Source organism: Leptospira bourretii, assembly GCF_004770145.1.
GTDB lineage: Bacteria > Spirochaetota > Leptospiria > Leptospirales > Leptospiraceae > Leptospira_A > Leptospira_A bourretii.
The window spans coordinates 363877-389049 of record NZ_RQFW01000019.1 but is presented as its reverse complement, the minus strand read 5'-3'; the positions used below and the strand labels follow the sequence as shown (position 1 = coordinate 389049).

21 protein-coding genes are annotated in these 25173 nt (G+C 39.1%); 8 read left to right on the top strand and 13 right to left on the bottom strand.

All coding sequences use genetic code 11. The features are described from left to right. Window positions 1-8: 8 nt before the first annotated feature. From EHQ47_RS16170 to EHQ47_RS16125, 10 genes are all read right to left on the bottom strand, one after another. Complete coding sequence (locus EHQ47_RS16170) at window positions 9-239, bottom strand: FmdB family zinc ribbon protein (RefSeq protein WP_135748759.1); 231 nt, start codon at window positions 237-239, stop codon at window positions 9-11. An 11-nt stretch (window positions 240-250) separates the two neighbouring features. After that, complete coding sequence (locus EHQ47_RS16165; RefSeq protein WP_135748758.1) at window positions 251-1705, bottom strand: hypothetical protein; 1455 nt, start codon at window positions 1703-1705, stop codon at window positions 251-253. Window positions 1706-1726: 21 nt separating this feature from the next. Continuing rightward, on the bottom strand, window positions 1727-3268 hold the full coding sequence (locus tag EHQ47_RS16160; protein ID WP_135748757.1) for a TolC family protein: 1542 nt from the start codon (window positions 3266-3268) through the stop codon (window positions 1727-1729). Window positions 3269-3326: 58 nt separating this feature from the next. Beyond that, window positions 3327-4217, bottom strand: coding sequence for a succinate--CoA ligase subunit alpha (gene sucD, locus EHQ47_RS16155; protein WP_135777573.1), 891 nt, complete (start codon window positions 4215-4217; stop codon window positions 3327-3329). A gap of 12 nt (window positions 4218-4229) precedes the next feature. Continuing rightward, window positions 4230-5399 carry an ADP-forming succinate--CoA ligase subunit beta gene (sucC, locus tag EHQ47_RS16150; protein ID WP_135777572.1) on the bottom strand — a complete coding sequence of 390 codons (1170 nt, stop codon included), beginning with the start codon at window positions 5397-5399 and terminating at the stop codon, window positions 4230-4232. Window positions 5400-5562: 163 nt separating this feature from the next. After that, window positions 5563-7476: a PAS domain-containing sensor histidine kinase gene (locus EHQ47_RS16145; RefSeq protein ID WP_135748754.1), complete on the bottom strand. Its 1914-nt coding sequence runs from the start codon at window positions 7474-7476 to the stop codon at window positions 5563-5565. A 79-nt stretch (window positions 7477-7555) separates the two neighbouring features. Further along, complete coding sequence (locus EHQ47_RS16140; RefSeq protein WP_135748753.1) at window positions 7556-8827, bottom strand: NHL repeat-containing protein; 1272 nt, start codon at window positions 8825-8827, stop codon at window positions 7556-7558. Between the two features lie 110 nt (window positions 8828-8937). After that, window positions 8938-9546: a hypothetical protein gene (locus tag EHQ47_RS16135; RefSeq protein WP_244290385.1), complete on the bottom strand. Its 609-nt coding sequence runs from the start codon at window positions 9544-9546 to the stop codon at window positions 8938-8940. Window positions 9547-9687: 141 nt separating this feature from the next. Continuing rightward, the gene (locus EHQ47_RS16130) at window positions 9688-11121 is read right to left on the bottom strand and encodes an Lcl C-terminal domain-containing protein (RefSeq protein ID WP_244290384.1); all 1434 of its coding nucleotides are present in this window, start codon (window positions 11119-11121) and stop codon (window positions 9688-9690) included. A gap of 48 nt (window positions 11122-11169) precedes the next feature. Beyond that, a complete protein-coding gene (locus tag EHQ47_RS16125) occupies window positions 11170-13470 on the bottom strand; it encodes a SpoIIE family protein phosphatase (protein WP_135748751.1) in 2301 nt (766 codons plus the stop codon). Between the two features lie 136 nt (window positions 13471-13606). Between EHQ47_RS16125 and EHQ47_RS16120 the strand changes: the two genes are divergently transcribed. Further along, window positions 13607-14365, top strand: coding sequence for an SDR family NAD(P)-dependent oxidoreductase (locus EHQ47_RS16120; RefSeq protein WP_135748750.1), 759 nt, complete (start codon window positions 13607-13609; stop codon window positions 14363-14365). Window positions 14366-14485: 120 nt separating this feature from the next. Beyond that, window positions 14486-17071 (top strand): PAS domain S-box protein, encoded by a 2586-nt coding sequence (locus EHQ47_RS16115; protein ID WP_425269586.1) that lies wholly within the window; start codon window positions 14486-14488, stop codon window positions 17069-17071. Here EHQ47_RS16115 and EHQ47_RS16110 read toward each other — a convergent pair. Next, on the bottom strand, window positions 17062-17478 hold the full coding sequence (locus tag EHQ47_RS16110; RefSeq protein WP_135748816.1) for a response regulator: 417 nt from the start codon (window positions 17476-17478) through the stop codon (window positions 17062-17064). The two genes, EHQ47_RS16115 and EHQ47_RS16110, sit on opposite strands and share 10 nt — an antisense overlap. A gap of 77 nt (window positions 17479-17555) precedes the next feature. On the opposite strand from EHQ47_RS16110, the gene EHQ47_RS16105 reads away from it, so the two are divergent. Next, window positions 17556-19571, top strand: a complete 2016-nt coding sequence (locus EHQ47_RS16105) for an NADPH-dependent 2,4-dienoyl-CoA reductase (RefSeq protein ID WP_135777570.1) — start codon at window positions 17556-17558, stop codon at window positions 19569-19571. Between the two features lie 7 nt (window positions 19572-19578). Next, window positions 19579-20409: a TrmH family RNA methyltransferase gene (locus EHQ47_RS16100; RefSeq protein WP_135777569.1), complete on the top strand. Its 831-nt coding sequence runs from the start codon at window positions 19579-19581 to the stop codon at window positions 20407-20409. A gap of 9 nt (window positions 20410-20418) precedes the next feature. Here EHQ47_RS16100 and EHQ47_RS16095 read toward each other — a convergent pair whose 3' ends face one another. Beyond that, window positions 20419-20613 (bottom strand): hypothetical protein, encoded by a 195-nt coding sequence (locus tag EHQ47_RS16095; protein WP_004783710.1) that lies wholly within the window; start codon window positions 20611-20613, stop codon window positions 20419-20421. Then, complete coding sequence (locus EHQ47_RS16090; RefSeq protein WP_135777568.1) at window positions 20600-21724, bottom strand: lysophospholipid acyltransferase family protein; 1125 nt, start codon at window positions 21722-21724, stop codon at window positions 20600-20602. Before EHQ47_RS16090 ends, EHQ47_RS16095 begins: the two co-directional genes overlap by 14 nt. A 172-nt stretch (window positions 21725-21896) precedes the next feature. On the opposite strand from EHQ47_RS16090, the gene EHQ47_RS16085 reads away from it, so the two are divergent. The 4 genes from EHQ47_RS16085 to rfbB all read left to right on the top strand — a co-directional run bounded on the left by EHQ47_RS16085 (window position 21897) and on the right by rfbB (window position 25143). Then, window positions 21897-22688, top strand: a complete 792-nt coding sequence (locus tag EHQ47_RS16085) for a hypothetical protein (RefSeq protein ID WP_135777567.1) — start codon at window positions 21897-21899, stop codon at window positions 22686-22688. Between the two features lie 209 nt (window positions 22689-22897). Continuing rightward, complete coding sequence (locus EHQ47_RS16080) at window positions 22898-23236, top strand: MarR family EPS-associated transcriptional regulator (protein ID WP_035983633.1); 339 nt, start codon at window positions 22898-22900, stop codon at window positions 23234-23236. Next, on the top strand, window positions 23233-24117 hold the full coding sequence (gene rfbA / locus EHQ47_RS16075) for a glucose-1-phosphate thymidylyltransferase RfbA (RefSeq protein ID WP_135748744.1): 885 nt from the start codon (window positions 23233-23235) through the stop codon (window positions 24115-24117). Before EHQ47_RS16080 ends, rfbA begins: the two co-directional genes overlap by 4 nt. Then, window positions 24118-25143, top strand: coding sequence for a dTDP-glucose 4,6-dehydratase (rfbB, locus tag EHQ47_RS16070; protein ID WP_135748743.1), 1026 nt, complete (start codon window positions 24118-24120; stop codon window positions 25141-25143). It begins immediately after the preceding gene. The last annotated feature ends 30 nt before the right edge of the window (window positions 25144-25173 follow it).

The following is a 25173-nucleotide window of genomic DNA, read 5'->3' as shown; positions in this document are numbered from 1 at the left end:
AGGGAGCCTTAAGTAGTTCCTGAACCGGAATTACCGGAAGTAGGAGTGGAACTGTCTTTTTTATAATCGGTTACGTAAAACCCAGAACCTTTGAAGATGATTCCGGCGCTCGCAGAAATGCGACGTTCTACCGATCCTTTTTTTCCACAGAGACATTCTGTGAGAGCATCATCTTTCATTGATTGGACATGTTCGAAGTCCTTTCCGCATGTATTACAATGGTAATCGTAGGTAGCCATAATCTCCTCCTCTAATGGATTCCTGTTCTGATTTCAAAAAGTAACACTTGTTCTCGGTTTGGTTCTTTTGCCAATGGAAGGCAAATTTCCCAAGAGTATCGACCGGATGCAAGAACCGATGCATCTAGAGGGAGGGAACGAATGGACTGGATGAGTCCCGTGTTCCGCCTCCATAGGCTTGCGTTCCATTTGTCCCCTTCATGAGATCCAATGTGTAAGGACAGGTTTTCTCTTCTTTTTTCTCCGTCGAGGACATATCGATTTTTATTTACCCAAATTGATTCTTGGTCTAGCGAAATGGAATAAGCCAGATGTTCTTTGTTGTCGTAGTTTAAGTGGAGTTCTAAAAAAGGAATGGGAACTTCTGAGTCTGTGGGATGAAACGAAAACTCAAAGTAATTTTTATCACCCGAAAGTTTTTTACAAATTCTCTGCCAATTTTTGGAACCTTTTGTGAGCCCATAGATTGGAAATCCGGTTTCTCCGGAAATGCGCACAGAGTCTCTAGGGATGTAATTCCCAAAAAAAGTGGCTGGGATTTGGTTTCCATTCCAACCTTCAAAGTCGATTCGAATTTCGTTTTCAACCGACTTAAAACGTTTTTCAAATTCAGCCACAAGTTCTGCACTCGGTGGAACTTCGGTAAGAAATCCAGAAAAGATCCAAGCCGATTTTTGAAGCATTGGAAAGTAACATCGTTTCCAGTGTCCGGTGGTTCCAGCGATGGATTCTGTTGTTGGATCTTCCTCTAAACAAAAAGTGAGTTCTGGTTCACTGACCTTTCCCTGTTCTGAATTTTCTCGACCAGGACCACTGCGGAGGTTTACGTTTTTCCCTCGTATTGTCGCTGTTTGGTGGAAGAGGTTCGTGTTTGAAGTATTTGCTAGAAAATGGAGTGTCTGTAATAAAAATCCAGACTCAATTTCTCCGATGGGTTCAAAAGGAAAACTGAGGAGGTTTGCGAGTGAACGACTGTAACTTTCCTCCATACCGCGGGGATCTTCAAGAATGAGTTGGAGGAGAAGTTGGGAGACTTCTTGTTTGGGGATTGGTTTGGATATGGTGCCAATCTTTGTTAAGAGTGCTCGTTTGTATCCGTCTCCATGTTTTTTTAAATGAGAAATGTAGGGATCTTCAAGATGGTAGTAGTTCCCACGAGTGGTTTCCCATTCGACAAGTTTTGTACCCTTTCTTGATTGAAACCTAGAAAGAAGGTCTTTCGAAGGTTCTTTTCCATTTAATTTCTTTTCCAATTGGGAAATGGTTTGGGAAAGAATGGTGAGTTCTAATTCGTTTGTTGGAATCTCTGTTTCGGAATAAAGGCTAAGGACTTTTAGATAGGCTTCCGATTGGTAGAGATCATAGGCCTTGTCTTCTCTCTCTCGAAAGTCAACGAAGGCATAAGTCACAAGGATGAGAAAGAGGAATACTAGTCCGAGAACAAGAAATACACGGGAGCGTATCAAAAGGATCCTCCCGTTTGGTGATTATAGATTTTCAGGTAGGAGTTTGGATCTGTCCACTCCGTATTCTTCAAATAAAGCATTCTTTGCAACATAGTATCTGTGTAAATTGATGTTGTAGTCTACTTTTGCTCGAACTAGTGACAATTGGTCTTGGACCAAAGTATCTAAGGCATTTTTGACAGCAAGTGCATTGAACCTTCCTTGTTGGAAAGAACGTAAAACGCCATTGTAGTATTTTTTAGATTCTTCTTCTGTCCGTTTTGCATTTTCCATCACTTGGAATGATGCTTTTAGGATATCGATTCTTGTTTTGACGTCATCAGAAACTGCTTTGGTAAGATCTGCCTCTTCCAAAGAAACTTGGCGTTTTTGAATTTCTGCATCACGAATTCCAGCTTTCACCCCTTTGTCCATGATCGGATAAGAAAGATCAAGCGAACCTTGCATCACTGGGTATTGGTAAGAAAATACACCAGCTCCTTTATCAGAATAATTGTTCTGAGGACTGATTGTATTTTGTGCTTGGTATCCGTAAGTGCCAGCGGCTTTCAAAGAAGGTAGAGCCTCATTTTTAGCAGTTCTCATAGAAAGTTCAGCATTTTCTTTTTTACGAACAATGGCTTTAAAATCAGCTCTATGTTTGTATGCATATTCGATGTCGGCTTGGTAATCCAGTTTAGAAGGAAGAGCTTCCGAAAGCGGAGTTGTTTTTTGAAAGATTGTGTCTTCGGGAAGGTTCAGGGAACGAATCAGTTTTCTTCTTGCTTCTTCTTTTTCAGCCGATGCCTGTGCCATCTGTCCTTCCACTTGAGAGAGGAGGGCATTCCATTGGTTGACTTCAAAACTTTCAGAAAGTCCAAGGCCTTGTTTTCGAATGGTTAGGTCTCTTACGTTCTTAGTATTTTTTAAAAGTTGTTCGAAGGTTTGGTATCCGGAATCCTTAACAGAAAAATTCCAATAGTCCACAAGGGTAGCAACCACTTTGCTTGCCACTTGGTCTTCCATTTGCTCGCGCATGATCTCTGTTTGGTTTTCCAGGATTTTTTCCATGTTCCTTTCATTGGCACCAAAAGCATTTTTTAACAAATCTTGTGCAATGGTCACAGAAAGGGTATCCGTATATAATGGAGGAAGTCCAAGGGATCCAAATCCCGCAGGAGTTTTATTTGGATCTTCAAAAGCGTTTGAGTCAAATCGTTGGGACTTTGCTTCCAGTTTGAAGTAAGTTCCTGTTGTAAAAAGTTTTTCTAATCCGGCACTATAAGTAGTGGTTTGGGTTTTGGTTCCCGTAAAAATATTGTTTTGGTTGAATGGGAATTTTTTCTGATCCAATTCTGCCTTGGAAAGGGCTCGCCAAGAATATTTTGATTCAAACTTCATCAAGTTTGAATCGGCCTTGGCCAATTCCAAACGGGCCTGCATGACCTCGCGGTTGTTTTCAATGGCATACTTGACTGCGTCTTGTAAGCTAAGTGTAAATCCCTTATCTCCAGATTCCGCAGCCAAAAGGCTTACAGAAACGAGGAGAATCAATGTACTTGAAACCCATGAACGTTGTTCCATACTGTTAATTCAGACTCCTCATTCCCCTTGAATAGCTGTTTTTTTTATACCGAAGCCCTTATTTTTTAAGGGCTTGTTTCATTTTATCGCCAACTTCACCAATATGAGCACAGATGCTGACACCAGCGTCTTTCATTGCTGCAATTTTTGAAGTGGCAGTTCCCATTCCACCAGAAATGATCGCACCGGCATGGCCCATACGTTTTCCTGGAGGAGCTGTTTGGCCGGCGATAAAACCAACCACTGGTTTTTTGACATGAGCTTTGATGTAAGCGGCAGCTTCTTCTTCGGAAGTTCCACCAATCTCACCAATCATCACAATGCCTTCTGTATCCGGATCTTCATTCAAAAGACGAACTGCTTCTACGTGGTTCATCCCAGGAACTGGGTCTCCCCCGATTCCGATACAAGTCGATTGGCCAAGACCTGCTGCTGTAAGGGAAGCAACGGATTCATAAGTCAAAGTTCCAGAACGAGAAACGATTCCAATGTTTCCTGGAGTGTGGATAAAACCTGGCATAATTCCCATCTTTACATTGTAACGAGGGTTAATGACTCCTGGGCAGTTTGGTCCCACAAGTTTTGTTTTGGAATTACGTAACACACTATACACTTTTAACATGTCGTGAGTTGGGATTCCTTCTGTGATACAAACCACAAGAGGGATCTCAGCAAATATACCTTCTAAAATTGCATCCGCAGCAAATGGAGGCGGAACAAAGATTACGGCAGCGTTTGCACCGTCTTCTTTCATTGCATTTTTGATGGTGTTACGAACTGGAGCCGTTTTTCCAAACTCAGAAGTCCAGATTTGGCCACCTTTGCCTGGAGTCACTCCCGCAACTACCTTTGTACCATATTCCAACATTTGAGTCGCATGAAAGGATCCTTCCTTACCGGTGATCCCTTGGACGACTACTCTTGTATTTTCATCAACTAATACAGCCATGTTTATTCGTTCCTATTTTTTGATTAGGGAGACAATTTTGTCTGCCGCGTCACGGAGTCCTTCTACTCCCACAATGTTCATACCGGATTCGTTTAGGATTTTTTTCCCTTCTTCTGCATTGGTTCCTTTCAATCGAACCACTACAGGAACAGAAACGTTTACCTTTTTTGTTGCTTCGATAATACCAACAGCAACACGGTCGCAACGAACGATCCCACCAAATACGTTTACAAAAATTCCTTTTACGTTTGGATCAGAAAGGATGAGTCGAAAACCATTTTCTACGGTAGTAGGGTTTGCTCCACCTCCAACATCCAAAAAGTTTGCAGGTTCTGCACCAGCTAACTTAACGATGTCCATCGTTGCCATGGCAAGACCGGCACCGTTTACCATACAACCAATATTTCCATCTAACTTTACGTAGTTGAGGTTGTATTCTTTTGCTTTTACTTCATACGGATCTTCTTCCGTGATATCACGAAGAGCTTCGTTGTCTGCATGGCGGTAAAGTGCGTTTTCATCCAAATCCATCTTACAGTCACCTGCAATGATTTCATTTTGTTTTGTAAGGATGAGAGGGTTGATTTCGAGTAGAGCCGCATCTTCTTTGATGTATGCGTTGTATACTGAATTCACAAGAGCAGTAAAAGATTTTTGTGCCTCTGCAGGGATTCCTAAAGCAAAGGCGAGTTCTCGCACTTGTGAACCTTGGATTCCGATGCCCGGATCAACTTGGATTTTAATGATTTTTTCTGGGTGAGTTTCTGCTACTTCTTCGATTTCCATTCCACCTTCTGTAGAAGCCATGATGATGGTTTTACGGATGGCACGATCGAGAAGGATCGATAAGTAGTATTCCTTTGCAATTTCAAGACCTTGTTCCAAATACACTTTGAGAACTTTTTTTCCTTCTGGGCCGGTCTGAGGGGTGATGAGTTGCATTCCGAGAATTTTCTCTGCAGCAGCTTTGGCGTCATCTTTTGTCTTTGCGACTTTGACTCCACCACCTTTTCCTCGTCCACCTGCGTGGATTTGGGCTTTCACCACCACTACGGGTGATTTTTGGACAACTTCGTTATATGCCTTTTCGAAATCACCGACTGTGTCGATGACCTTTCCGAAGGGAACGTTGGCATTGTGTCTACGTAGGATTTCTTTGGCCTGGTATTCGTGGACTTTCATGGATTTCCTTATGTCATTGGTACGTCCGTAGGGTATACTTACGGATCACTAGGGTAAGGCTCGTGGGTAAGGGGAGATTGTCAAGACCGAATGATCGGTTCTATCGATACAAACTTTGGTTTGAGGGAAGTTTTTCAGATGTATAGAGATTCAGCAGGGTCATTTAAAAATGGATGGTTTGGTTTGGATTTTCTGGAATGAACACGGTGAACGTGGAGCCTTCTCCTTCAGTGCTCTCTACCGTAATGGTTCCGCCAAGGACCTCCACTTGGGATTTTGTGATAAAAAGTCCGATTCCCCTAGCGTCTTCATTTTTGTGAAAGGTCTTAAACATTCCGAAAATTTTATTTCCATGTTTTTCTAAATTGATTCCAAGCCCATTGTCTTCCACACGAAGTAATACTTGTCCCTCCGCTTTCCTTGCGGAGATTCGAATGAAAGCTCCATCTTTTAATCTAACATACTTAATTGCATTTGATATCAGGTTCAGGACGATACTTTCTAAATAGGCTGGAATGATCTTCAGTTTTAAATTTTCTTCAATTTCCAAAAATATTTGAATATTTCTAGATTCGATGGAACCTTTGAGTATATTCAAAGTTTTTTGCACTTCCTCTTCAATCACACAAACTTCCATTGGTTTGTTTAACATCTGATTGATGGAAATAATATCATTTAAATGGGTGATGGTTTCGTTCAGTTTTTCTGACGATGCGTGCAACATGTTCACTATATTTTTTCTTTCTTCTTCGTTTGGATTCTCTTCGAGTAGTTCGATGAGAGAAGAAAAATTAGATGAGTGCTGGCGGATATTGTGTGAAACAATATATGCAAAATTCTGTAGACGACTGTTTTGAATCCCTGTAAAATGAAGCATCCTGTTTGTGTTTTCTAAGGCTTCTACTTCTTCTGTAATATCAAACCGAATGGATAAAAAAGATTCGATTTTGTCATTCGAATCGTACAACGGGTGGATATAAGTTTGTAACCAGAAAAAATTTCCTTGTTTGGATTGGTTTCGAATGATCCCTTCCCAGGGTCGGCCAGATAATATGTCTTTCCACATTTTTTCCCAAAATTCTTTGGGATGAAATTTGGAATTGAGTTTTTTATGATCGGAACCTAACAGCTCTTTTTCGGAATACCCAGAGATTTGGACAAACTTTTGATTTGCCCTTTGGATGATTCCTTTTGTGTTGGCAATGCTGACAATAGCTGATCGTTCAATGGCATCAAGGATTGCTTTTAGTTTCCTGTTTTTTAATCCGATTGTATTTTGCGTGTTTTTTAATTCAGTAATATCAAGAAAACTGGCAGTTGCACCTTCTAGTTTTCCTTCTGCATCATAGATTGGTGTTGCATTGATGTTTAACCATTTGATTGTTTCCCCTTCCGCAATGATCCCATGTTCGCAGTGGTAAACAGTTTTTTGTTGGCTTAAGGCGATGGATAGAGGGAGTTCCTCTGAGGGGAAGGGTGAACCATCTTCCCTGATTTGTTTCCATTCTTTTGAAGAAAAGTATTTGTTTTCTATTTGGTTAATTTCTAAAGAAAGAATTTTGGCAGCACTATCATTTGCATAAATGATTTGTCCTTGTAGGTTGACAACGACCACGCCGTTGATCATAGTTTTTAACACATGACTCAGTTGAGATTCTTTTTCATGGAAGGAAAGACCAGCAAAGATTTGTTTTGTGGCATCTTCTAATAGAATATAAAATAATTGGGGGGAGAGAGATTGTGCACGGAGTGAATAAACCTTCCGAGTATTTTTGGTCTCGTGTTTCGGATTCTCTGCATCCAAATAAATAGGTGAGGACTTTTCTTTTTGTAACGATGAGAAAGTTTGAGTCAAAAACTCTTCGTTTCCGAAAGGAAAAAATATCTCTCTTAAAAAAAGGGATTTTTTTTTACCTATTTCCGATTCGAAAAATGCCTTCGCAATTGGATTCGCATAAACCAATTTGCTATCCAAAGAAAATTGGTTTGTGGGAGATTCGAAGAGAAAAACCCCCATAGGTAAACTATCTGCAAAGAGAACAAAAGAAGTAGGATCAGTTACGTTGATTGGTTCCATCGATTGTTCTACCGGCTTCTTTTGGAAGACCTTGGAAGATCAGACGAAGAGAATGCAGAAATCCCTGGAAATTCCCCGCCTATAATTTGTTCCAGTAAGGTGAGAGTCGTAGGGAATTGCAGAACTTTCCGGTGGAATTGGTAAAGATTACATCAAAACGATTGGCTCCATGAGGAGCCAAATAAATTTCGCCATTCGGCCCAAGAGCTCCCCCACGATAAGATGATCCTATTTTGGGGAAGAGGGTAGCGAACGTATGGTCTTTGGTATCAATTGAGATAAAGTTTGAATAATTGTCACTCGGAACAGGATAGATTTTTCCATTCGGTGCAAGCACTGCTCCATTAAACATATTTGATCCTGTCGCTCCGGGAATATTGGAGACAGTGACAATTTGTCCTGAGTCCGTGTTCAAATAAATCAGAGGGATGTTATTATAGGGAATCATGTAAATTCTGCCATTCGGAGTGAGAACCCCAGAAATATAAGCATTACTTCCTGGAAATACATATGGATGGGTTGTCACTGAATCATCCATTATATTCAATATGTACATTGTGGTCGTGGTAAAAGGGATAAAATAGATTTTTCCTTGGGGTGTGAGAACGGCAGAGGAAAATCCCCCTGATGTGGGTGTTGCCACCGATCCAACTGTGCCTGTATTTGTATCGTAGTAACGAATGATTGTTTCTGAACTTGGAACAAAGTAGATCTTTCCATTTGGAGCATACATGGCTCCGTTGTAAGCAGCACTAACCATTATTTGGCTACCAATTGTCGTCTTTTGGTTGTTTTTTGTTGTGTCTAACGAAAGAAATGAATTGGAAACATGGGGTGCTAAATAAATTTTTCCGGATGGTCCGAGCGATCCCCCGATAAACTCTACCCCACCGGCGGATGCTCCAACGTCCTTATAAGTTTTAGAAAACGGATTGATTGATAAAAACATATTTGAGTCATAAGGCAGAAAATAAACCTCTCCATTCGGCGCATTGAGTGCACCTTGAAAAGCTGTTGTACCATTTCCAGTAACAGAAGCAACTGTTTCTGGTCTGTATTGGAATAGGGTTTCTGGGCCGAAGGAACCAAGGGAAAATTGAGTTTCCATCTCGGCTTTGACCTGTGGCCAATTTTCTGCTAAATGGGTTTCTTCGTATTCCAATTGGCATGCGGGAAGTTTGGGAAACACTCGGTAACCACATTGATTACTTTTGTCTTTTATGATCAGCCTGTAGAGAATATTGGGTAGAAAAAAGCTGTCGTCCGCATCGCAAGGGTTGTCTGCCTTTGGTTCAGTACAAGAAAGCAGGAAAGTAAAGACGAAAAACGAGATCAAGAAGTAGCGGTTCATAAATGATTTTAATTTGTATGGTATGGAAACTTTGTTCAAACTAGCAAGCCAGAAAGGGAGTTGGGATATGCGGATGAGTCCGAAGGTAAGCCATAAGCCAGAATTTTGAATTAATCTTCTCTTAAGCGAATTAAGAACTTGTCCCTCGATAGAATTTTTTTTCCGCGTGTGGTGATGACAGGAAAAAAATTGGGATCACGGTTAGGATCAGTAAGGAGTAGTTTTACATCACGAATTTTTTCATAACATTCTTTCATAAAGAGTTGGTGGCCACATCCGAGTAAATGATATCCTTCGTGGATGAGAGTGGATTTTGGACTAGTAAATAACATTTGTATGGTGGAAGTGTATTTTGCTTTGATATAACCTCTGGTGTTGGTTTGGCCTTCCACTGCTCCTTGAACTTCTAGTTTTAATCCCACTCCTACAAAAATTCCGAGAGTCAAAACTTCAAAAACTATATCTCCCCAAGTCCTTCCTTTTAAATAGAGGAGTCTGTCACAATCTTTTGTTAGTTGGTGTTCCATTAAATAACCAAGAATGTCTGTTCCCCAAAATCCAGGTCTTTCCATCACGGCCAATTCGACTGGTAAGGCTTTCAGTTGATAAAATGAAAGTTCTTCATTCCATGCTGCAAATAATTCGGAGATTTCTTTTTTTGTGATGTCTGGCTCTGTGATAAGGCAAACTCGAAACTGACTTTCTTCCCCAAAGACCATTCCCTCCCTGACTTTTTTTTCATGAAAACCAATGGTGGTACATTCAAAGAGGAAAAATAAAAGGAAGAAGTGATAGGGGAACTGCTGCAACATTTCGAACTGTGATGTTACCTTTCTATTTTTGTTTGATTTCGCCAAACCTTAAAAATCAGAAACACAACGAATATGATTGTCGGCATTGTTTGTTTTTACGTCACCCCCACCACCAGAAAATTGAAAATTTACGACAAATGCATTTTCGGTGTTTAATATACTTGTTGTCGAAGTCCAGTAGTTTGCTACAGCAGGGGCAACTGCGGTAGCAGTGTTTGGAAAGTAGATTGGGTCAAATCCTGGGTATCCATACGTAAGGTAATAATCGAGTAAACTTCTTAGTTCACTGACATTCGGAAGTCGCCAAGTTCTTCCCGCTAAGTTCAATCCTTGGCAATAACTAATGGCACCAAACCAATCGATGACGAGGTCTGTTCCTCCCGAGCAAGTGGTGAGATTTGTTTGGCCGGCACTACACCTTTGCCAAACAAGAGAGGTATCAAGATCAAGAATGGTTCCATCGTTATTGTTTTGTAGTCGTTTGTTTTTTGGTTGGGTTCCATTGGATACACAACGCAAACGATGCGGATCACCATAACCCCCTCCGCCAATCCCAGAGTCAATGAAAGTGGGGTAATAAGCGCCTACCCCAGGAGCGTAACTGGTATTTGTTTTATAATTCCAACTATCAGATTGAGGAAAATAAGTTTGGTTGATGGAGGGATTCGCAAGCGAATAATCAAATGTACTAATGTATTCCTCCATTTCAGGAACTCTCCAGTCTGTTCGATTGGCAAACCCTGATCCAGCATTGAGTCCTGCACAGTCCGCTTGGGCGGTTGCAAAGGTAAAATCGGTCCCACCAACAGAAGTACATCCGATCCCTGTTTTCCCCCTTTGGCAACTTGTCCAAACAAGGCCGGTGGTTTGGTCAGTCGTAATTTCTTCTCCCGCAACGAGGGATGGGCCGATAAACACTTGCGGTATTCCTTTTTGTGTTTGTCCATCTTGACCGGGAATGATGGCACAACTAGGATCGATGAAGGGGGTAGGTACATTCCCATCATAACAATTGGTTTGTTTTGTCTTAAATGGGAGTTTTCCCATCCAAGCTGGGTTGTATGTACAACTGGCACTCCCTTTGGGATTTGTGGCTGTGATGGTAAAGGTTTGTCTGTTTGCTTTCCATCCTGAGTAGATACCTTGGATCGAATTTGAAAATGGAGAAAAAGAAATTCCAATGGGCAAAGCGGGGTTTGCCGAAAAACTCAGACGGTTTCCATCAGTTTCAAAATTTTCGGTAAAGAAAGTTTCGTTGGGTTTGGGGATGAGTGCGGGACAAATCAAATAGCTGGGAGGAAGGACTTCTAAAACCACTCCGCAATGAGAAGTTTCATCAAAATTGATGAATCGTATGACTAAACTTTCCAGATAATCTTTTGACTTAGGATCGCAGAGGTTGTTAAAGTGTGTCTCTTGGCATGAAAATGACATAGAAACAAGAGTAAAAAAACATAGGATTCTCAGGCAAAAATGTGTCATAAATTCAATGAATGAGAGAGATGACCGACCCTCTAACATTGATTCAATTTAATCAACATTTTTCTTCCGAAAACCCTCAATTTCTGTCCTTAAGCTATCAACTCGTTTGGAATCTGCTGTTAAAAAGGAAGCAAGGCCCAAGGTTTTTTCTGCTTTGGGCAGGTTACCCACAAGAAGGTAAAGTTGCACAAGTCGCAAAAGGTTGGATAAATGTCCCGGATTTCGCAACCGAATCCTTTCTCCCATATCAATTGCCTTACCATATTCTTTTGTTTGTTTGTAAGTGAAAGATGCGAGATAAATTAAATCCGTGTCTCCCGGAAATTCTTCGATGTATGTATTACATTTTTCAGCTGCGAGTTTGTATTCTTTCATTCGAACCAAAAGACGAATGAGGGCTCTTGTGATTTCTTGGTTTTCTGGATTGATTCTGTTGGCTTCGATTAAACTATCTTTTGCTTGATCCAATTGGTTTTCTTTAATATGGTTTCTTGCCTTTCGCATCAGATCGTAAGATTCCTTTCGAATGGATCTCGGTGGAAGAGTTTGGTGTTCTTTAAAAGAAATTCTCATTAAACTTAAGTCGTCTGTGAGTTCTCCCATTTCCAAAATGGATTGGTAAATTGGTTTTAAGTTTCCGCCTCCTTTTTCGACATGGTGTAAAAAAAGTTCTTCATCATGATTGATTTTTCTATATTCCGTTTGCGTATCAAATTCAATATCGTCTCGACCATCGGAACCTAAAATGACAATGTCACCAGGTTGCAGTTGTAAGGTGGTTATTTCCAAGGAGTTTTCTTTGACTGGGGTTCCTAATTTTCTTAGTTCAGAGTTATTTTTAATGAATTCTGCCTTTTGGTTCCTGTACAGAACTGACCAGGGATGTTCGGCATTCAGATAATACATAAGGCCAGTTTCATCGTCAATGAGGCCCATGACCATAGAAACTAACATGGAACAGTCGAAACTTTCGAATATATGGTGGAGTTCTTGGTACGCATTTTTTATCCATCGTTCTGCATATTGAGATTTGATCGATTGTACTGCAAAAGAACGCTCCAAAATGGATTGTACTGCTGCTCCGAGTACAAGGACTCCACCTGCACCTTGTAACGATTTGCCCATGGCATCCGCATTTAGAAAAAAAGTGTAATCTTTTCCGCGCAAAGGAACGGTTCTTGTGATACAAATATCGCCACCGATTTCATTTTCCCTTCCATGGAAAGTGAAGGTTTTCTTTTGTTTGATCAAAAAATCGGTTTTGACATTGGAACCAAGAGTTTTGTTTAAGCTGAGTGGTTTGATGAGTAATGAAGTAAGGAAATAATCTCCATCTTGTTGTTTTTTCAATGTTTCAACGGTTTCCAAACTGTTTCGAAGTTCTGAAGTTTTTGCTTCTACTAATTCGGTTAAGTTTTCTCTAATCCTTCCCACTTCCCTGGTTGCTTTTTCAAAGTTTTCAGCAAATCGAATGAACTCTTTGTCAATGGAAAGGATTGGAAGGGCACCCCTTCCGCCACTTGCTAAACTATTTGCTGATTCATTAATTTGTTCTAAAGTTAAGTTGATAGATTGAAAAAACATAAAAATTAAAATAACCGCTTCGAAAAACGTCATGGTAATGAAGGCAAAAATTTTGATTAGACTTGCATTTTCAAAGGATATAAAAACTGCTAATACGGATAACGAAAGTAAGATGAGGATGAGAAGGAAAATAAACTTTCCTTTTAAACTCATGATCCCGTGGTTTTTGTGAATGGTAACATCCCGATAAGAGAGTATTTTTTTTATCTCCACTCGTTTGGCTCCGGTAAAATAATCGGAAATGATATAGGAAAAACCTCCGTATACAAATACGGCTGCAAGCCAACCAATCAGAATTAAAGCCAATTCATAAAGTGGATAATGATAAAAAATATAAGTGAAAGATACAGAGATAAAAACAAAAGAAGCGTATCTTAGGGCGGCATACATATTTTCTTTTGGAAAATCAATGATGGCATTGAGAAGGTTTTCTAATTCCAAAATATCTTTGTGCCGGATGGTTTCGTTGGGTTTAAGATTGGCATTCAGTTTTTTAGTATCAGTACGAAGGCCCAAATACCCGATAGGTGTTAAAATTCCAAACTCGATGCTATGGCCGAGAGCTGCGATGGCTGTGGTGATCACAAATACCAAAACCACTTCTGGATGATTTTCTACAGTGAATTCGGGGATTAAGGCAGATCCAAAAAAATAGGCATAAAAAGCTCCGAAAAAGGCACCTTGGAGAGAGAAAATAACAATGGCAAAGCTATAGGAAATATATTTATAGAAGAACTTGAAAATACGATCAAAAAACATGCTCATACGGATTCCTCAGGGAAACAAAGAGTATCGCTAAAGAAAAACACAGTAAAGATATTTTATGGAATCATTCCAAAAAAAGTTAGATGTCTTATTAAAAAGGACTTTATTTGAAATCTCTTCGGTTTAGGTTTCGCCCATGGAACTAAAAAATAAAAGAATCGTGATTACCGGCGCAGGTTCCGGAATCGGAAAAGAAACCATGTTGCAAGTGTTAAAGTATGAAGGAGTTAAGGTCCTTGCTTGCGACTTAAACGAAAAGAACATCCTAACACATCCCAATGTCATTCCTTATAAATGCGATGTATCCAAAAAAGAGAATTTGGACAAATTATTAAAAGATGCAGACAAAAAACTAGGTGGAATCGATATTTTTTATGCAAACGCAGGTTTTGCTTATTATGAAGTCATTCCGAATGCTGATTGGGATCGAATTGAAAGGATTTACTCAACCAATGTCTTCTCTCCTTTTTATTGTTTGATTGCACTGAACCAAACTAGAAAAGAACCATTTCTTTTTGTAGTCACTGCCTCTGCCATGAGCCATTTGTCTTTGCCCGGTTATGCATTGTATTCATCGACAAAAGCAGCAGTTCGTTCGTTTATCGATGCCTTCCGGTTTGAATTGAAGCCTGGAAATCGTGTGATGGTTGTCTATCCCATTGCTACTAGAACGCAGTTCTTTGATGCCGCTGGGAAAAAAGTACCGGTTCCGTTTCCAAGCCAGTCTCCAGAAACAGTAGCCAAAAAAGTAGTGAAAGGGATTGAATCGAATGCAAAAGAAGTGTATCCATCCTTTCTCTTCCGTTTCATCCAAATTCTGGATCGGTTTTTGTTTTTCATTCTTCCAATTTACCAAAAAATCGAAGCTTCTAAACTAGTTTCTTTAAAAAAATAAGTCTATTGGGAAGTGGAATCTACGCAAGGAAAGGGAGAGACAAAAAAAAGAGGGAAACCAGTAGAACGTCGTCTTTCTGAAGATGAAAAGTTTGTCGAAGCCGAGCTTTTGACAACCATAATGAATGTCAGTTCCACAGCCATGATGGTACTCAATCCATTGGGCCAGATTCGGTATGCAAACCCTGCTTCCGAGTCTGTTCTTGGGATCAAACTCAATGACATTTTAGCAAGGACCTACGATGCTCCTGAATGGAAAAATTCTTCTTTGGACGGTGGGCCTTGGAGGGAAGAAGACCAACCTTTTAATATCGTTTTAAAAACAAAAAAACCAGTCACAGACATTCGCCATGCAATAGAAGATTCTCGCGGGAATAAAAAATACCTATCGATCAATGGTTCTCCTGTTTTTGGAAAAGACGGTGAACTTACTTTCCTTGTTTTTCTCATCACAGACATTACGGAAAATGTTCTCAAACAAAAAGCTTTAGAATCTAATGAAATAAAATACAGAACAATCACCGAACTTTCGTTAAGTATGGTATATGATTTGGATATTGGCTCAGGGGAAAATCATTGGGGAGGGGCCATCCAAGAAATCACAGGTTATTCAGAAGAAGAATACCAAAAAGTGGGTTATAAAGAATGGGTCGATGCAATCCATCCCGATGACAGAGAGCTCACTCTTGAGGCGTTCGACGATGCTTTGGCAAAACACCAAAAGTTTACGATAGAATATCGTTATCGAATCAAATCTGGAATTTATATTTATATAGAAGACAATGGAATTTTTCTCTATAATGAGAAAGGTGACGCCTATCGAATGTTTGGTGCGATGATTGACAGAACCAAACAAAAAGAAGCAAATATAGCCTTAAAAGAATCAGAGTCTCGCTTGGTAATGGCACTTGATGCCGCAAAAATGGGAATCTGGAGTTGGGATATCCAAACGAGGACGATTTATTGGTCGCCACAAACCTATAGTATTTACGGATTTCCTGGTCAAAACTTTGAAGTGACTGTCGAAAAATTTTTAGAACTCACATTCAAAGATGATTTGGAGTTATTGTCAAAAGAAACAACACTTCTGATGGAAGATTTAAATCGTTCTGCTTACAGAATCAGAAACCGTATCAATCACCCAGATGGAAAATTACATTGGATCGAAGCGATTGGTAAACTCACCCGTAACAAAGAAGGGGAAGCGAAGATCCTACAAGGAACAGTTTTAGATATCACAGAGACAAAACTAAGCGAAGAAGCTCTTCGTAAATCGGATGAACGGTTTGAAGCTTTTTATCAATTTTCTACAGAGGCATTTTTGATCTTTGATGAGAATGGATTGAATGTAAAAGATTCTAATTTTGCATTCCAACGTTTGTTTGGATACGACCTAACTGAAATTCCCTATCTTAAAGTAAAAAATCTTTTGACAACCGAGTCACTTCGCAAAATTCGAAATACAATCGCAAACTTTACAACAGAGTCTTTGGAAATTGTTTGTAAAAAGAAAAATGGTGATTTATTCCCAGCACTAGTTTCTCTAAAACGATTTTTATACAAAGAGACAAACTCAATTGCCTATAGTATTTTCGATTTAAGTCCATTAAAAGAGGTGGAAGAGTTACGTCTGATCAATTCAGAGATTCGAGATAAAAACAAACTCATTGAAAAACAAAAATTGGAATTGGAGTTAGCACTTGAAAATCTCAAACGAACCCAAGACCAATTGATCCAATCGGAAAAGTTAGCAGCCCTTGGACAATTGATAGCAGGGATTGCCCATGAAATCAATAATCCGATCGGTGCTGTTAAGGCCTCGAACCAAAATATGTTGGATTGGCAAAAAAAATATGGCGTTGCCTCGCAACTTTTTCGTGAAGCAATTTTATCAGTTCCTTTGCCGGAACAAAAAATTGTAAAAACCATCTTGGCTAATTTAGACCAACCAATTGAATTTTATACCGGCAAAGAAGAACGACTCAGAAAAAAGAAAAATAAAGAAATTTTTTTGGCCCATGGGTTTGATTTGGGATGTGCGGAAGAATTTTCCGAAGCCTGGGTCGAGTTAGGAATTGGAGAAATAGATCCGAGTTATCTGCCTTTATTTAAATCGCATTATATTAAAGTGTTTTTAGATTATTTATCTTTGGAAATCCAATTCCGTAGGAACACTCGCTCCATCCAACTGGCAGTGGATCGTATTTCCAAAATTATGTATGCCTTAAAGAATTTTTCTAGGTTTGATGCCACGGGTAAAAAAAACAAAGCGTCCATTCCTGAAACCATAGAAACTGTCCTGACCATTTACCAAAACCAATTAAAACGTGGAATCAATTTAAAAAAAGATTTTGATCCGGTAGCGCCAATTGATTGTTATCCGGATGACTTGTTGCATGTTTGGACCAATTTGATTTACAATTCTTTGCAGGCCATGTCCTTTGTTGGCAATTTGGAGATTGCAGTGAAAGACCAGGGAGGAGAAATTTTAGTATCCCTGAAGGATTCTGGTCCCGGGATCCCAAAAGAGATCCAAGGAAAAATTTTTGAGCCATTTTTTACCACCAAAGCTCCGGGGGAAGGGAGTGGACTTGGACTCGATATCGTCAATAAAATTGTCAAAAGGCATGGGGGAAGGATCGATCTTTCATCTGTGCCAGGGGAAACGATTTTTTATATTTATCTTCCGAAACAAAGTCAGTCGTGAATGGCCTGTGTGATTGTGGTGATGAGTTCCTCTTCATCCCAAGGTTTTTTCAAACAAGTAATAGGGCCAATTTCTGAATTTAAATTTTCTACGGATTTTTGGTCTGCAAATCCCGTGATGATTACTTTTTCGATGTTTGGATAAGATTTATGTACTTTCCTTAAAAATTCATCTCCATTCATGCCTGGCATAGACCAGTCAGAAATGATCACCGAAACAGATTTTCCTTCTTCCTCTAATTCTTTTAAAATCTCCCAAGCTTCTATGGCACTGTCTGCAGTTAGGTATTTGAATTGTTCCCCAAAATGTTGTTTTACCTGCGACTTCATACTCATTAATATTATGGATTCATCATCTACGAATAGAATCGCATTTTTTTTATTTTTATTCTCAGTCACAATTGCCACGGGGATTGTTATACCGGTTCTCAATTGGATTGCAAGTAAATCTTGCCAAAATCTTCCATTTTCTATTCTTGTAGCATATGACATCTTATCCCAATCTTTTGTCCCCTTTGTCTCTAGGGTTCACTACATTACGAAATAGAACCATTATGGGTTCCATGCATACCGGTCTCGAGGAAGCTCCGAACGGTTATGAACGAATGGCCGCTTTTTATGGTGAACGAGCGAAGGGTGGTGTGGCACTCATTGTGACAGGAGGAATTGCTCCTAACGAAGCGGGGAGAGTGTCCCGTGGTGGTGGTGTGATGGATACAGAAGAAGAAGCCAAACACCACCGAGTGGTGACAGATGCGGTGCATAAAGAAGGTGGAAAAATTGCCATGCAAATCCTTCACACTGGTCGCTATGGATACCATGATAAAATAGTGGGAGCATCCAATCTACGTGCACCAATCAATATGTTCAAACCTCATCCATTAACAGAAGAGGAAATTTATCAAACCATCGAAGACTTCGCACGTTGCTCGGAACTCGCGAAGTTAGCTGGTTATGATGGAGTTGAAATCATGGGAAGTGAAGGATACCTCATCAACCAATTCATAGCCAAACGCACAAACACCAGAACCGATGATTGGGGTGGAAGTTTTGAAAATCGTATCAAGTTTCCTATCGAAATCATCAAAGCGGTTCGCAAACGAGTGGGAACTGATTTTATCATCATTTATCGTTTGTCTATGTTAGATCTTGTTGAAGATGGTGGTAACATTGACGAAGTTTTGATTCTTGCCAAAGAAATTGAAAAAGCAGGGGCTACTATCATCAATACTGGGATTGGTTGGCATGAAGCAAGAATTCCTACCATTGCAATGATGGTTCCAAGAGCTGCTTTCACTTGGGTGACTGCAAAAGTAAAAGGACATGTAAACATTCCTCTTGTGACATCGAACAGAATCAATACTCCTGAAATTGCCGAATCAGTTCTTGCTGCGGGAGATGCCGATTTAGTATCTATGGCAAGACCCTTCCTTGCTGATTCTTTTTTTGTTAACAAAGCAGCTGCAGGCAAAGCGTCAGAAATCAATACTTGTATTGCTTGTAACCAAGCATGTCTTGATCATATCTTTCAGGGAAAAATCTGTAGTTGTTTGGTGAACCCAAGAGCATGCCATGAAACAGAACTAATCATTGAAAAAACATCCAAACCCAAAAAGGTTGCTGTGGTGGGAGCAGGTCCCGGTGGGATGGCCTGTTCGACAACGCTTGCTGAAAGAGGGCATTCCGTGACCTTGTTTGATGCACACGAAGAACTCGGCGGACAGTTAAACATTGCTCGTCGGATTCCAGGAAAAGAGGAATTTAAAGAAACCATTCGTTACTTTGGTGAGATGGTAAAAAAACATGGTGTGAATGTACAATTAAATACCTTTGTATCTGCAGATGATCTTTTGAAACAAGGATTTGAGGAAGTTGTACTTGCGACTGGTGTCACTCCAAGGATACCAGAAATTCCAGGAATTGAAGGTCCGAATGTTCTTAGTTATGTGGATGTGGTTCTGAAAGGAAAACCAGTTGGAAAACGCGCGGTTGTTTTAGGTGCCGGCGGAATTGGATTTGATGTGAGTTTGATGTTAACTGATGCAGGGCATGAGTTAACCAAAGAAAATTATTTAAAAGAATGGGGGATCAACCAAAACATCACAAAAGATGGTGGGCTAAGTGTAAAGGACACACCACATTCCGGCAGAGAAGTGACTATGTTAAAACGTTCTAATAGTAAATTTGGAGCCACACTTGGAAAAACAACTGGTTGGATTCATAAAACCTCACTGGAAGATCGAAAGGTAACGCAAATTTCTGGAGTCACTTACAAAGCCATTGAAGCGGATGGAATTGTGATCGAAGTGAAAGGAGAAACAAAAAAGATCCCTTGTGATACAGTGGTTGTTTGTGCGGGCCAAGATTCCAATCGTTCTTTGTTGGAACCATTACAAAAAGCAAAGATTCCTGTACATTTGATTGGTGGTGCAGACTTAGCTTCAGAACTTGATGCCAAACGTGCGATCGACCAAGGGACAAGGCTTGCTGTAACCATATAAGTTCTATATGTCTCAGGGCCGCCCTCTCAAAATATCTGTTAAGAATGCTGAATTTCAAATTCTTTTGGCTCTTAGGACCAACCGGTCTAAACGGAGCCAAGAGAATGAGGTTTTTGTTGAGGGCACTGAATGCATTAAACAGCTGATAGGTGCTCGTTGGGAAATCACTCGTATTTTATTTAGGGAAGGAGTGAAGCTTTCCTTATGGGCCGAATCTGTTTTAAAAAAATATTCGAAGGCAAAACAATTCGAGGTGAGCTCTGGTCTTTTTTTGGAACTTTCCGAAAAAGAAAATCCATCAGAACTCATTGTCACAGCCAAAATTCAACGCACGGAGATTCAGAACCTAATTCCTACCAACCATCCTTTTTATCTCCTCTTTGACAGACCAAGTGATTTGGGAAATTTTGGATCCATTCTTCGGTCTGCTGATTCTTTCCAAGTGGATACTGTTTTTGTTCTCGGACATTCAATTGATGTATATGATCCGAAAGTTTTAAGAGCAAGTTTAGGCAGTATCTTTCATACCAAGTTGGTATTTTTAGAATCTGTTGCTTCTTTGGAAATGTTTTTAAAAAAAGAAAAGGATCGATGTAATCTCCAAGTGATAGGTTCAGATTCTCTTGGAAAAGAATCTTTGGAAAAAACCAATATCAAAAGTCCTGTATTATTAATTCTTGGGAATGAGGCCAAAGGGATGAGTGTTCACTTACAATCCCTTTGTGATTTGATTCTTAAAATTCCGATGCGAGGAGTCGTTAATTCCCTCAATGTTGCTTGTGCCGGTTCCATTTTACTGTGGGAAGTCACTAGAAATAGAACCAATCACGAAGTTTAGTTGTTTTGTTTAGCGGCAAGTGGCAATCGTTCCATCTGGATTGTATTTTACACTCGCACCAGAAGTGAATTGAATGTATTTGACTCCGTCCACACAAACCTCATCATAACCAAAATATTTGGCACAACCCCGTGAGATGGTCCCACAACCAACAAAAAAGAAAGAAAATAACAAAACAATGCGTATGGGTTTAAGTGGTTTCATTTGTAGCTCCTTGGTTTGTAAAGATCCCATTCCAAACATCCTCTAAATGTTGCAGGTGGGCTGTGAGTTGATTTCTATGATACATCACTATATTCGATTTTTTTAAATTGTGTATTGATTTAGGAATATGATAGAGAATCTCTTTGGTATGGATGGTTTCTTCTTCCCAATCAATGAGTTTGATAGTTTTTAGTTTGGAGAATATAGATTCCAATTGGATTTGAATCGTTTCTTTTTTTAATTCGGAAGCAATTGTGATTTCAGGAAACGTTGATTCGATTTGTTTTTTAAGTTTGAGGATGAGTTCAATCAATTGGTGTTTTTTGATTTTTGTTTCTTTTCCAAATTTTAATAGGATAAATGATGTTAGGTTTCCAAGTGTTACTGTGTAGTTTTTCCCCAGTTTTTCTGCTACTAATTTCACTACTTGGTCGGCTGGAAGTTCCTTATGAATTTCAAACGGTTTTCCGTATTTTATGTATAACTTTGTTTTTTGATAGGAAAGGTGGTCATAAGTAAGCGTAAAACTATTAAAATGAAGTTTGTCAATTTTGGATTTGATGTAGTAGGCTCCACGTTTGACTTGGTTTAAAAAACCGTCATGGCTGTAGGTTCCCTCTGGAAACATAAACAAGTTTCTTCCTTTTTTGATATGAGCAACAAGGTCTGTCCATTCGCTGTCAACTTTGTCTCGAAGTTCTCCTGATTTGATGAGTTCTCTTGCATTGTCACGGAACGGGCGTTTAATGGGAGCTGCCCCAATATAACGTAATAAAAAAGGAATGATTTTTGTAGCATCGATAAACTTAAAAACCCATTTTAAAAATCCCTTTGAGCGAAATTCCTTTTGTAAAAACCCAGGTAACAAAATATCCTCCCTTGCAGGAATGATCATTTTGATTTTGGGACTTAGCCTTGGATAAACAATCGAAAGAGAGACAACATCGGCTTCGGAAACATGATTACAAAGTAAAGCGGTTGGGTAAGGTGATTCCAAATGTTCTTCTGTGCCTGAAAAATTTTCTTCAATGGAATGGAAAACAGTTCCTTTGGCCAAACTCACTAATTTGATTAGGAAATCATATACGAGCGTTCGTTTTTTGGGTTTCATTCAGATAGGTATCGTGGTTTAAGCAATAAAAGTCAATTGGAAACTCGTTTGTTTTGATACCGATTTGTTCAGTTTGTTTTCATTAGAATTTTGAAAATAGTCCGATCGGTAGTCAGTTTTCCTACTTGTTTTTTATTTTCTTTGTTGGAGATTTTTACAGGGAAATATCCGAATGAAGAACCAATTCTTAATGCCTCCATTAAAAGTAATTTTTCTTTCTTTTATTTTAGGCCTTTGTTCTTATTTTTATTTCCCGCTTTGGATTCATTTTGATTTTTACGTTTCTCTCGGTTTGGCGATGGTTCTTTTTTTGTTCTTAACATTGTTGGCATGTTTTTTTGCAAGGCAGTGGAAAGAGATCATTGTGTTGTCATCCATTTGCATTTTAGCCACACAAATGGTTTTTCGAGACGAGATTTCTATTCTAAAATACATCCTTTTATCAGAAAGAAACATCGATTTGATTCAAAAAAACAAAGTAGTTCCTGGAGTATGTTGTTTAGAACTAGAGGGGTTTGTTTTTGAACCAAAATGGATGGTTTCAAAATCATTTCAACACAAATCCAAAGACATAAAGGGGAGAGACAATAGCCATACAGAACATTTTGTTTTGATTCCTATGATTAATAAAGCTGAACCAAACGAAAGCATTAGATTTTTGGCGATTGAAGATAACTTATATCGATTTCATCAGTGGCAAAATGAAAATTTAATCCCGAAGTTTGCAATCGTTCTCCCTGAAACCGAAGATTTAAAAGAACTTACTTTAGAATGGATTTTAAACTATCCAGAGATTCAAAAAGGACAGATCACCTGGCTTAGGTTATATGAATCTAAGGAATGGTATTTTCAGAGCACAAAGCAATTGTTTCTTTTGATTTCCTTTGTGATCCCCATTCTTTGGTTTTTTGTTGGATTTGTTTGGTTCATAAGAGTCGGAATCAAATACCTGGAACCTAACTAAAGTGTTAACCCAAACAAAGGTTATGGCTTCAATCTATAAAAGATTTTTCCTTTTTTTAACGGAATTCGAGGATTCATGTTCATGAAATGAACATTTTTTCTTGACCTTGTTCAAAACCTGAACACATTTTGTAAAATGGCTGGGACTCAGGGGGCGGAGCTATGCCTACCGAAAGTCATCGAAGCTCCCGTTCGGGAACATTTCCTTTCATGAAAGAAAATTTCCAATACAATGACCACCACCTAAAACTTTTGCAATTACTTGAGGAAAATCCTCATTTATCGCAAAGGGATGCCTCTGATGTTTTGGGTCTTAGTTTAGGTAAGGTGAATTATATTTTGAAAGCCTTTTTGGATAAGGGTCTTATCAAAATGAATAACTTTCGAAATAATAAAAATAAACTTTCTTATACATACCTTCTCACTCCTCGCGGGATAGAAGAAAAGGCAAGGATGACACTTCATTTCTATGAGATCAAAAAAAGAGAATATGAAGCTCTGCGAACCGAAGTAGAAAAGTTAGGTGATATTGCGGAGGAATTAGGTTGAAAGGCATTATACTCGCAGGCGGTTCTGGAACCAGGTTGTATCCACTGACAAGGGGAGTTGTGAAACAACTACTTCCTGTATATGATAAACCAATGATATACTACCCACTATCAGTTTTAATGTTAGCTGGGATTCGAGATATTCTCATCATCTCTACTCCAAATGACACAAAGAGATTTGAAGATTTATTTGGAGACGGGAGTGATTTAGGAATTAAAATCCAATACAAAATTCAACCTTCGCCGGATGGACTGGCCCAAGCATTTTTATTGGGAGAAGAGTTTATCGAAGAGGAAGATGTTTGTTTGGTGCTGGGTGATAATATTTTTTATGGAGACGGTTTGATTCAGTTATTGTCGGAAACAATTACGGAAGTGAAGGAATCAAAAAAAGCTGTCGTTTACGGTTATAATGTAAAAGATCCAGAAAGGTATGGTGTTGCAGAACTTGATAAGGAGATGAATGTTATTTCTTTAGAAGAGAAACCGGCAAATCCTAAAAGTAATATTGCCGTTGTGGGACTTTACTTTTACCCGAAAGATGTAGTCAAACATGCAAAAAAAGTGTTACCATCGGGAAGAGGTGAACTTGAAATTACTTCTCTCAATCTTTTGTATTTATCGGAATCAAGACTTAAGTGTAAGATGCTTGGTCGTGGGTTTGCTTGGTTGGATACAGGAACTTACGATAGTCTTTTGGAAGCATCTAACTTCATTGAAGTCATTGAAAAAAGACAGGGGCTTAAAATTGCTTGTTTGGAAGAAATTGCCTACCGAAAGAATTTTATTTCACTTGAAACACTTAAAAAACACGCGATCCTCAATCAAAAAAATCAATATGGCTCCTATCTTTGGGACATTGTAGGCGCAGCAGAGAATTAAATGGCCCAAAAAAAGATTTTAGTCACAGGTTCCGCTGGTTTTATCGGTTCCAATTTTGTTCCTTATTTATTAAATTTATATAAAGATGCCTTCATCGTTAGTTTGGATAAATTAACTTATGCGGGGAATTTGGAAAATCTTTCTGAAGTATCGGAGAACAGTCGCCACAAGTTCGTGAAAGGTGATATCTGTGATCCGCAAATTTTAGACAATTTATTTGTAGAACATTCTTTTGATACGGTGATTCATTTTGCTGCGGAAAGTCATGTTGATAATTCCATCAATAACCCAAAGATCTTTTTAGAAACAAACATCATTGGTACATTTCAATTATTGCAAAAAGCATATACAACTTGGTTTTTTTCGCCATTTCAAATCAAAGAAGAATTTAAAAACGCAAAATTCATACATATCTCAACAGATGAAGTATTTGGTTCCTTAGGAGAAGAAGGTTACTTTACTGAATCTTCTCCTTACCAACCGAACTCTCCTTATAGCGCTAGTAAGGCATCATCCGATCATTTGGTGCGTAGTTATTTTCATACCTATGGTTTGCCAGTGATGATTACCAATTGTTCTAACAATTATGGCCCCAAACAACATGATGAAAAACTAATTCCCACCATCATTCGAAACGCATTAGCTGAAAAAAATATTCCGATCTATGGAACAGGGACTAATATTCGTGATTGGCTTTTTGTTTTGGACCATGCAAAAGGAATTGAGAGAGTTTTGGCGACTGGGTTGCCCGGTGAAACTTACAATATCGGTGGGAACAATGAGTTGACGAATAACCAAGTTGTTTCTATTATTTGTGGGCATTTGGATCAATTAAAACCTAGAAAAAACGGTAAAAGTTATTCCGAGCTAATCACTTATGTTTCTGATAGGCCGGGGCATGACAAACGTTATGCTATCGATGCAACAAAGATGAAGGATAAATTGAACTGGAGTCCTGAAGAAACATTTTCAACGGGAATATTGAAGACCATCCATTGGTACATTTCAAAATACAATTCGAATTAAATAACAAAACAATTTAATATGGGATCAGTA

Coding starts and splice junctions, on each gene's coding strand:
- EHQ47_RS16170 (WP_135748759.1), bottom strand. CDS start 239: ATGGCTACCTACGATTACCATTGTAATACATGCGGAAAGGACTTCGAA.
- EHQ47_RS16160 (WP_135748757.1), bottom strand. CDS start 3,268: ATGGAACAACGTTCATGGGTTTCAAGTACATTGATTCTCCTCGTTTCT.
- sucD (WP_135777573.1), bottom strand. CDS start 4,217: ATGGCTGTATTAGTTGATGAAAATACAAGAGTAGTCGTCCAAGGGATC.
- sucC (WP_135777572.1), bottom strand. CDS start 5,399: ATGAAAGTCCACGAATACCAGGCCAAAGAAATCCTACGTAGACACAAT.
- EHQ47_RS16145 (WP_135748754.1), bottom strand. CDS start 7,476: ATGGAACCAATCAACGTAACTGATCCTACTTCTTTTGTTCTCTTTGCA.
- EHQ47_RS16140 (WP_135748753.1), bottom strand. CDS start 8,827: ATGAACCGCTACTTCTTGATCTCGTTTTTCGTCTTTACTTTCCTGCTT.
- EHQ47_RS16135 (WP_244290385.1), bottom strand. CDS start 9,546: ATGGTCTTTGGGGAAGAAAGTCAGTTTCGAGTTTGCCTTATCACAGAG.
- EHQ47_RS16130 (WP_244290384.1), bottom strand. CDS start 11,121: ATGACACATTTTTGCCTGAGAATCCTATGTTTTTTTACTCTTGTTTCT.
- EHQ47_RS16125 (WP_135748751.1), bottom strand. CDS start 13,470: ATGAGCATGTTTTTTGATCGTATTTTCAAGTTCTTCTATAAATATATT.
- EHQ47_RS16120 (WP_135748750.1), top strand. CDS start 13,607: ATGGAACTAAAAAATAAAAGAATCGTGATTACCGGCGCAGGTTCCGGA.
- EHQ47_RS16115 (WP_425269586.1), top strand. CDS start 14,486: ATGAATGTCAGTTCCACAGCCATGATGGTACTCAATCCATTGGGCCAG.
- EHQ47_RS16105 (WP_135777570.1), top strand. CDS start 17,556: ATGACATCTTATCCCAATCTTTTGTCCCCTTTGTCTCTAGGGTTCACT.
- EHQ47_RS16100 (WP_135777569.1), top strand. CDS start 19,579: ATGTCTCAGGGCCGCCCTCTCAAAATATCTGTTAAGAATGCTGAATTT.
- EHQ47_RS16095 (WP_004783710.1), bottom strand. CDS start 20,613: ATGAAACCACTTAAACCCATACGCATTGTTTTGTTATTTTCTTTCTTT.
- EHQ47_RS16090 (WP_135777568.1), bottom strand. CDS start 21,724: ATGAAACCCAAAAAACGAACGCTCGTATATGATTTCCTAATCAAATTA.
- EHQ47_RS16085 (WP_135777567.1), top strand. CDS start 21,897: ATGAAGAACCAATTCTTAATGCCTCCATTAAAAGTAATTTTTCTTTCT.
- EHQ47_RS16080 (WP_035983633.1), top strand. CDS start 22,898: ATGAAAGAAAATTTCCAATACAATGACCACCACCTAAAACTTTTGCAA.
- rfbB (WP_135748743.1), top strand. CDS start 24,118: ATGGCCCAAAAAAAGATTTTAGTCACAGGTTCCGCTGGTTTTATCGGT.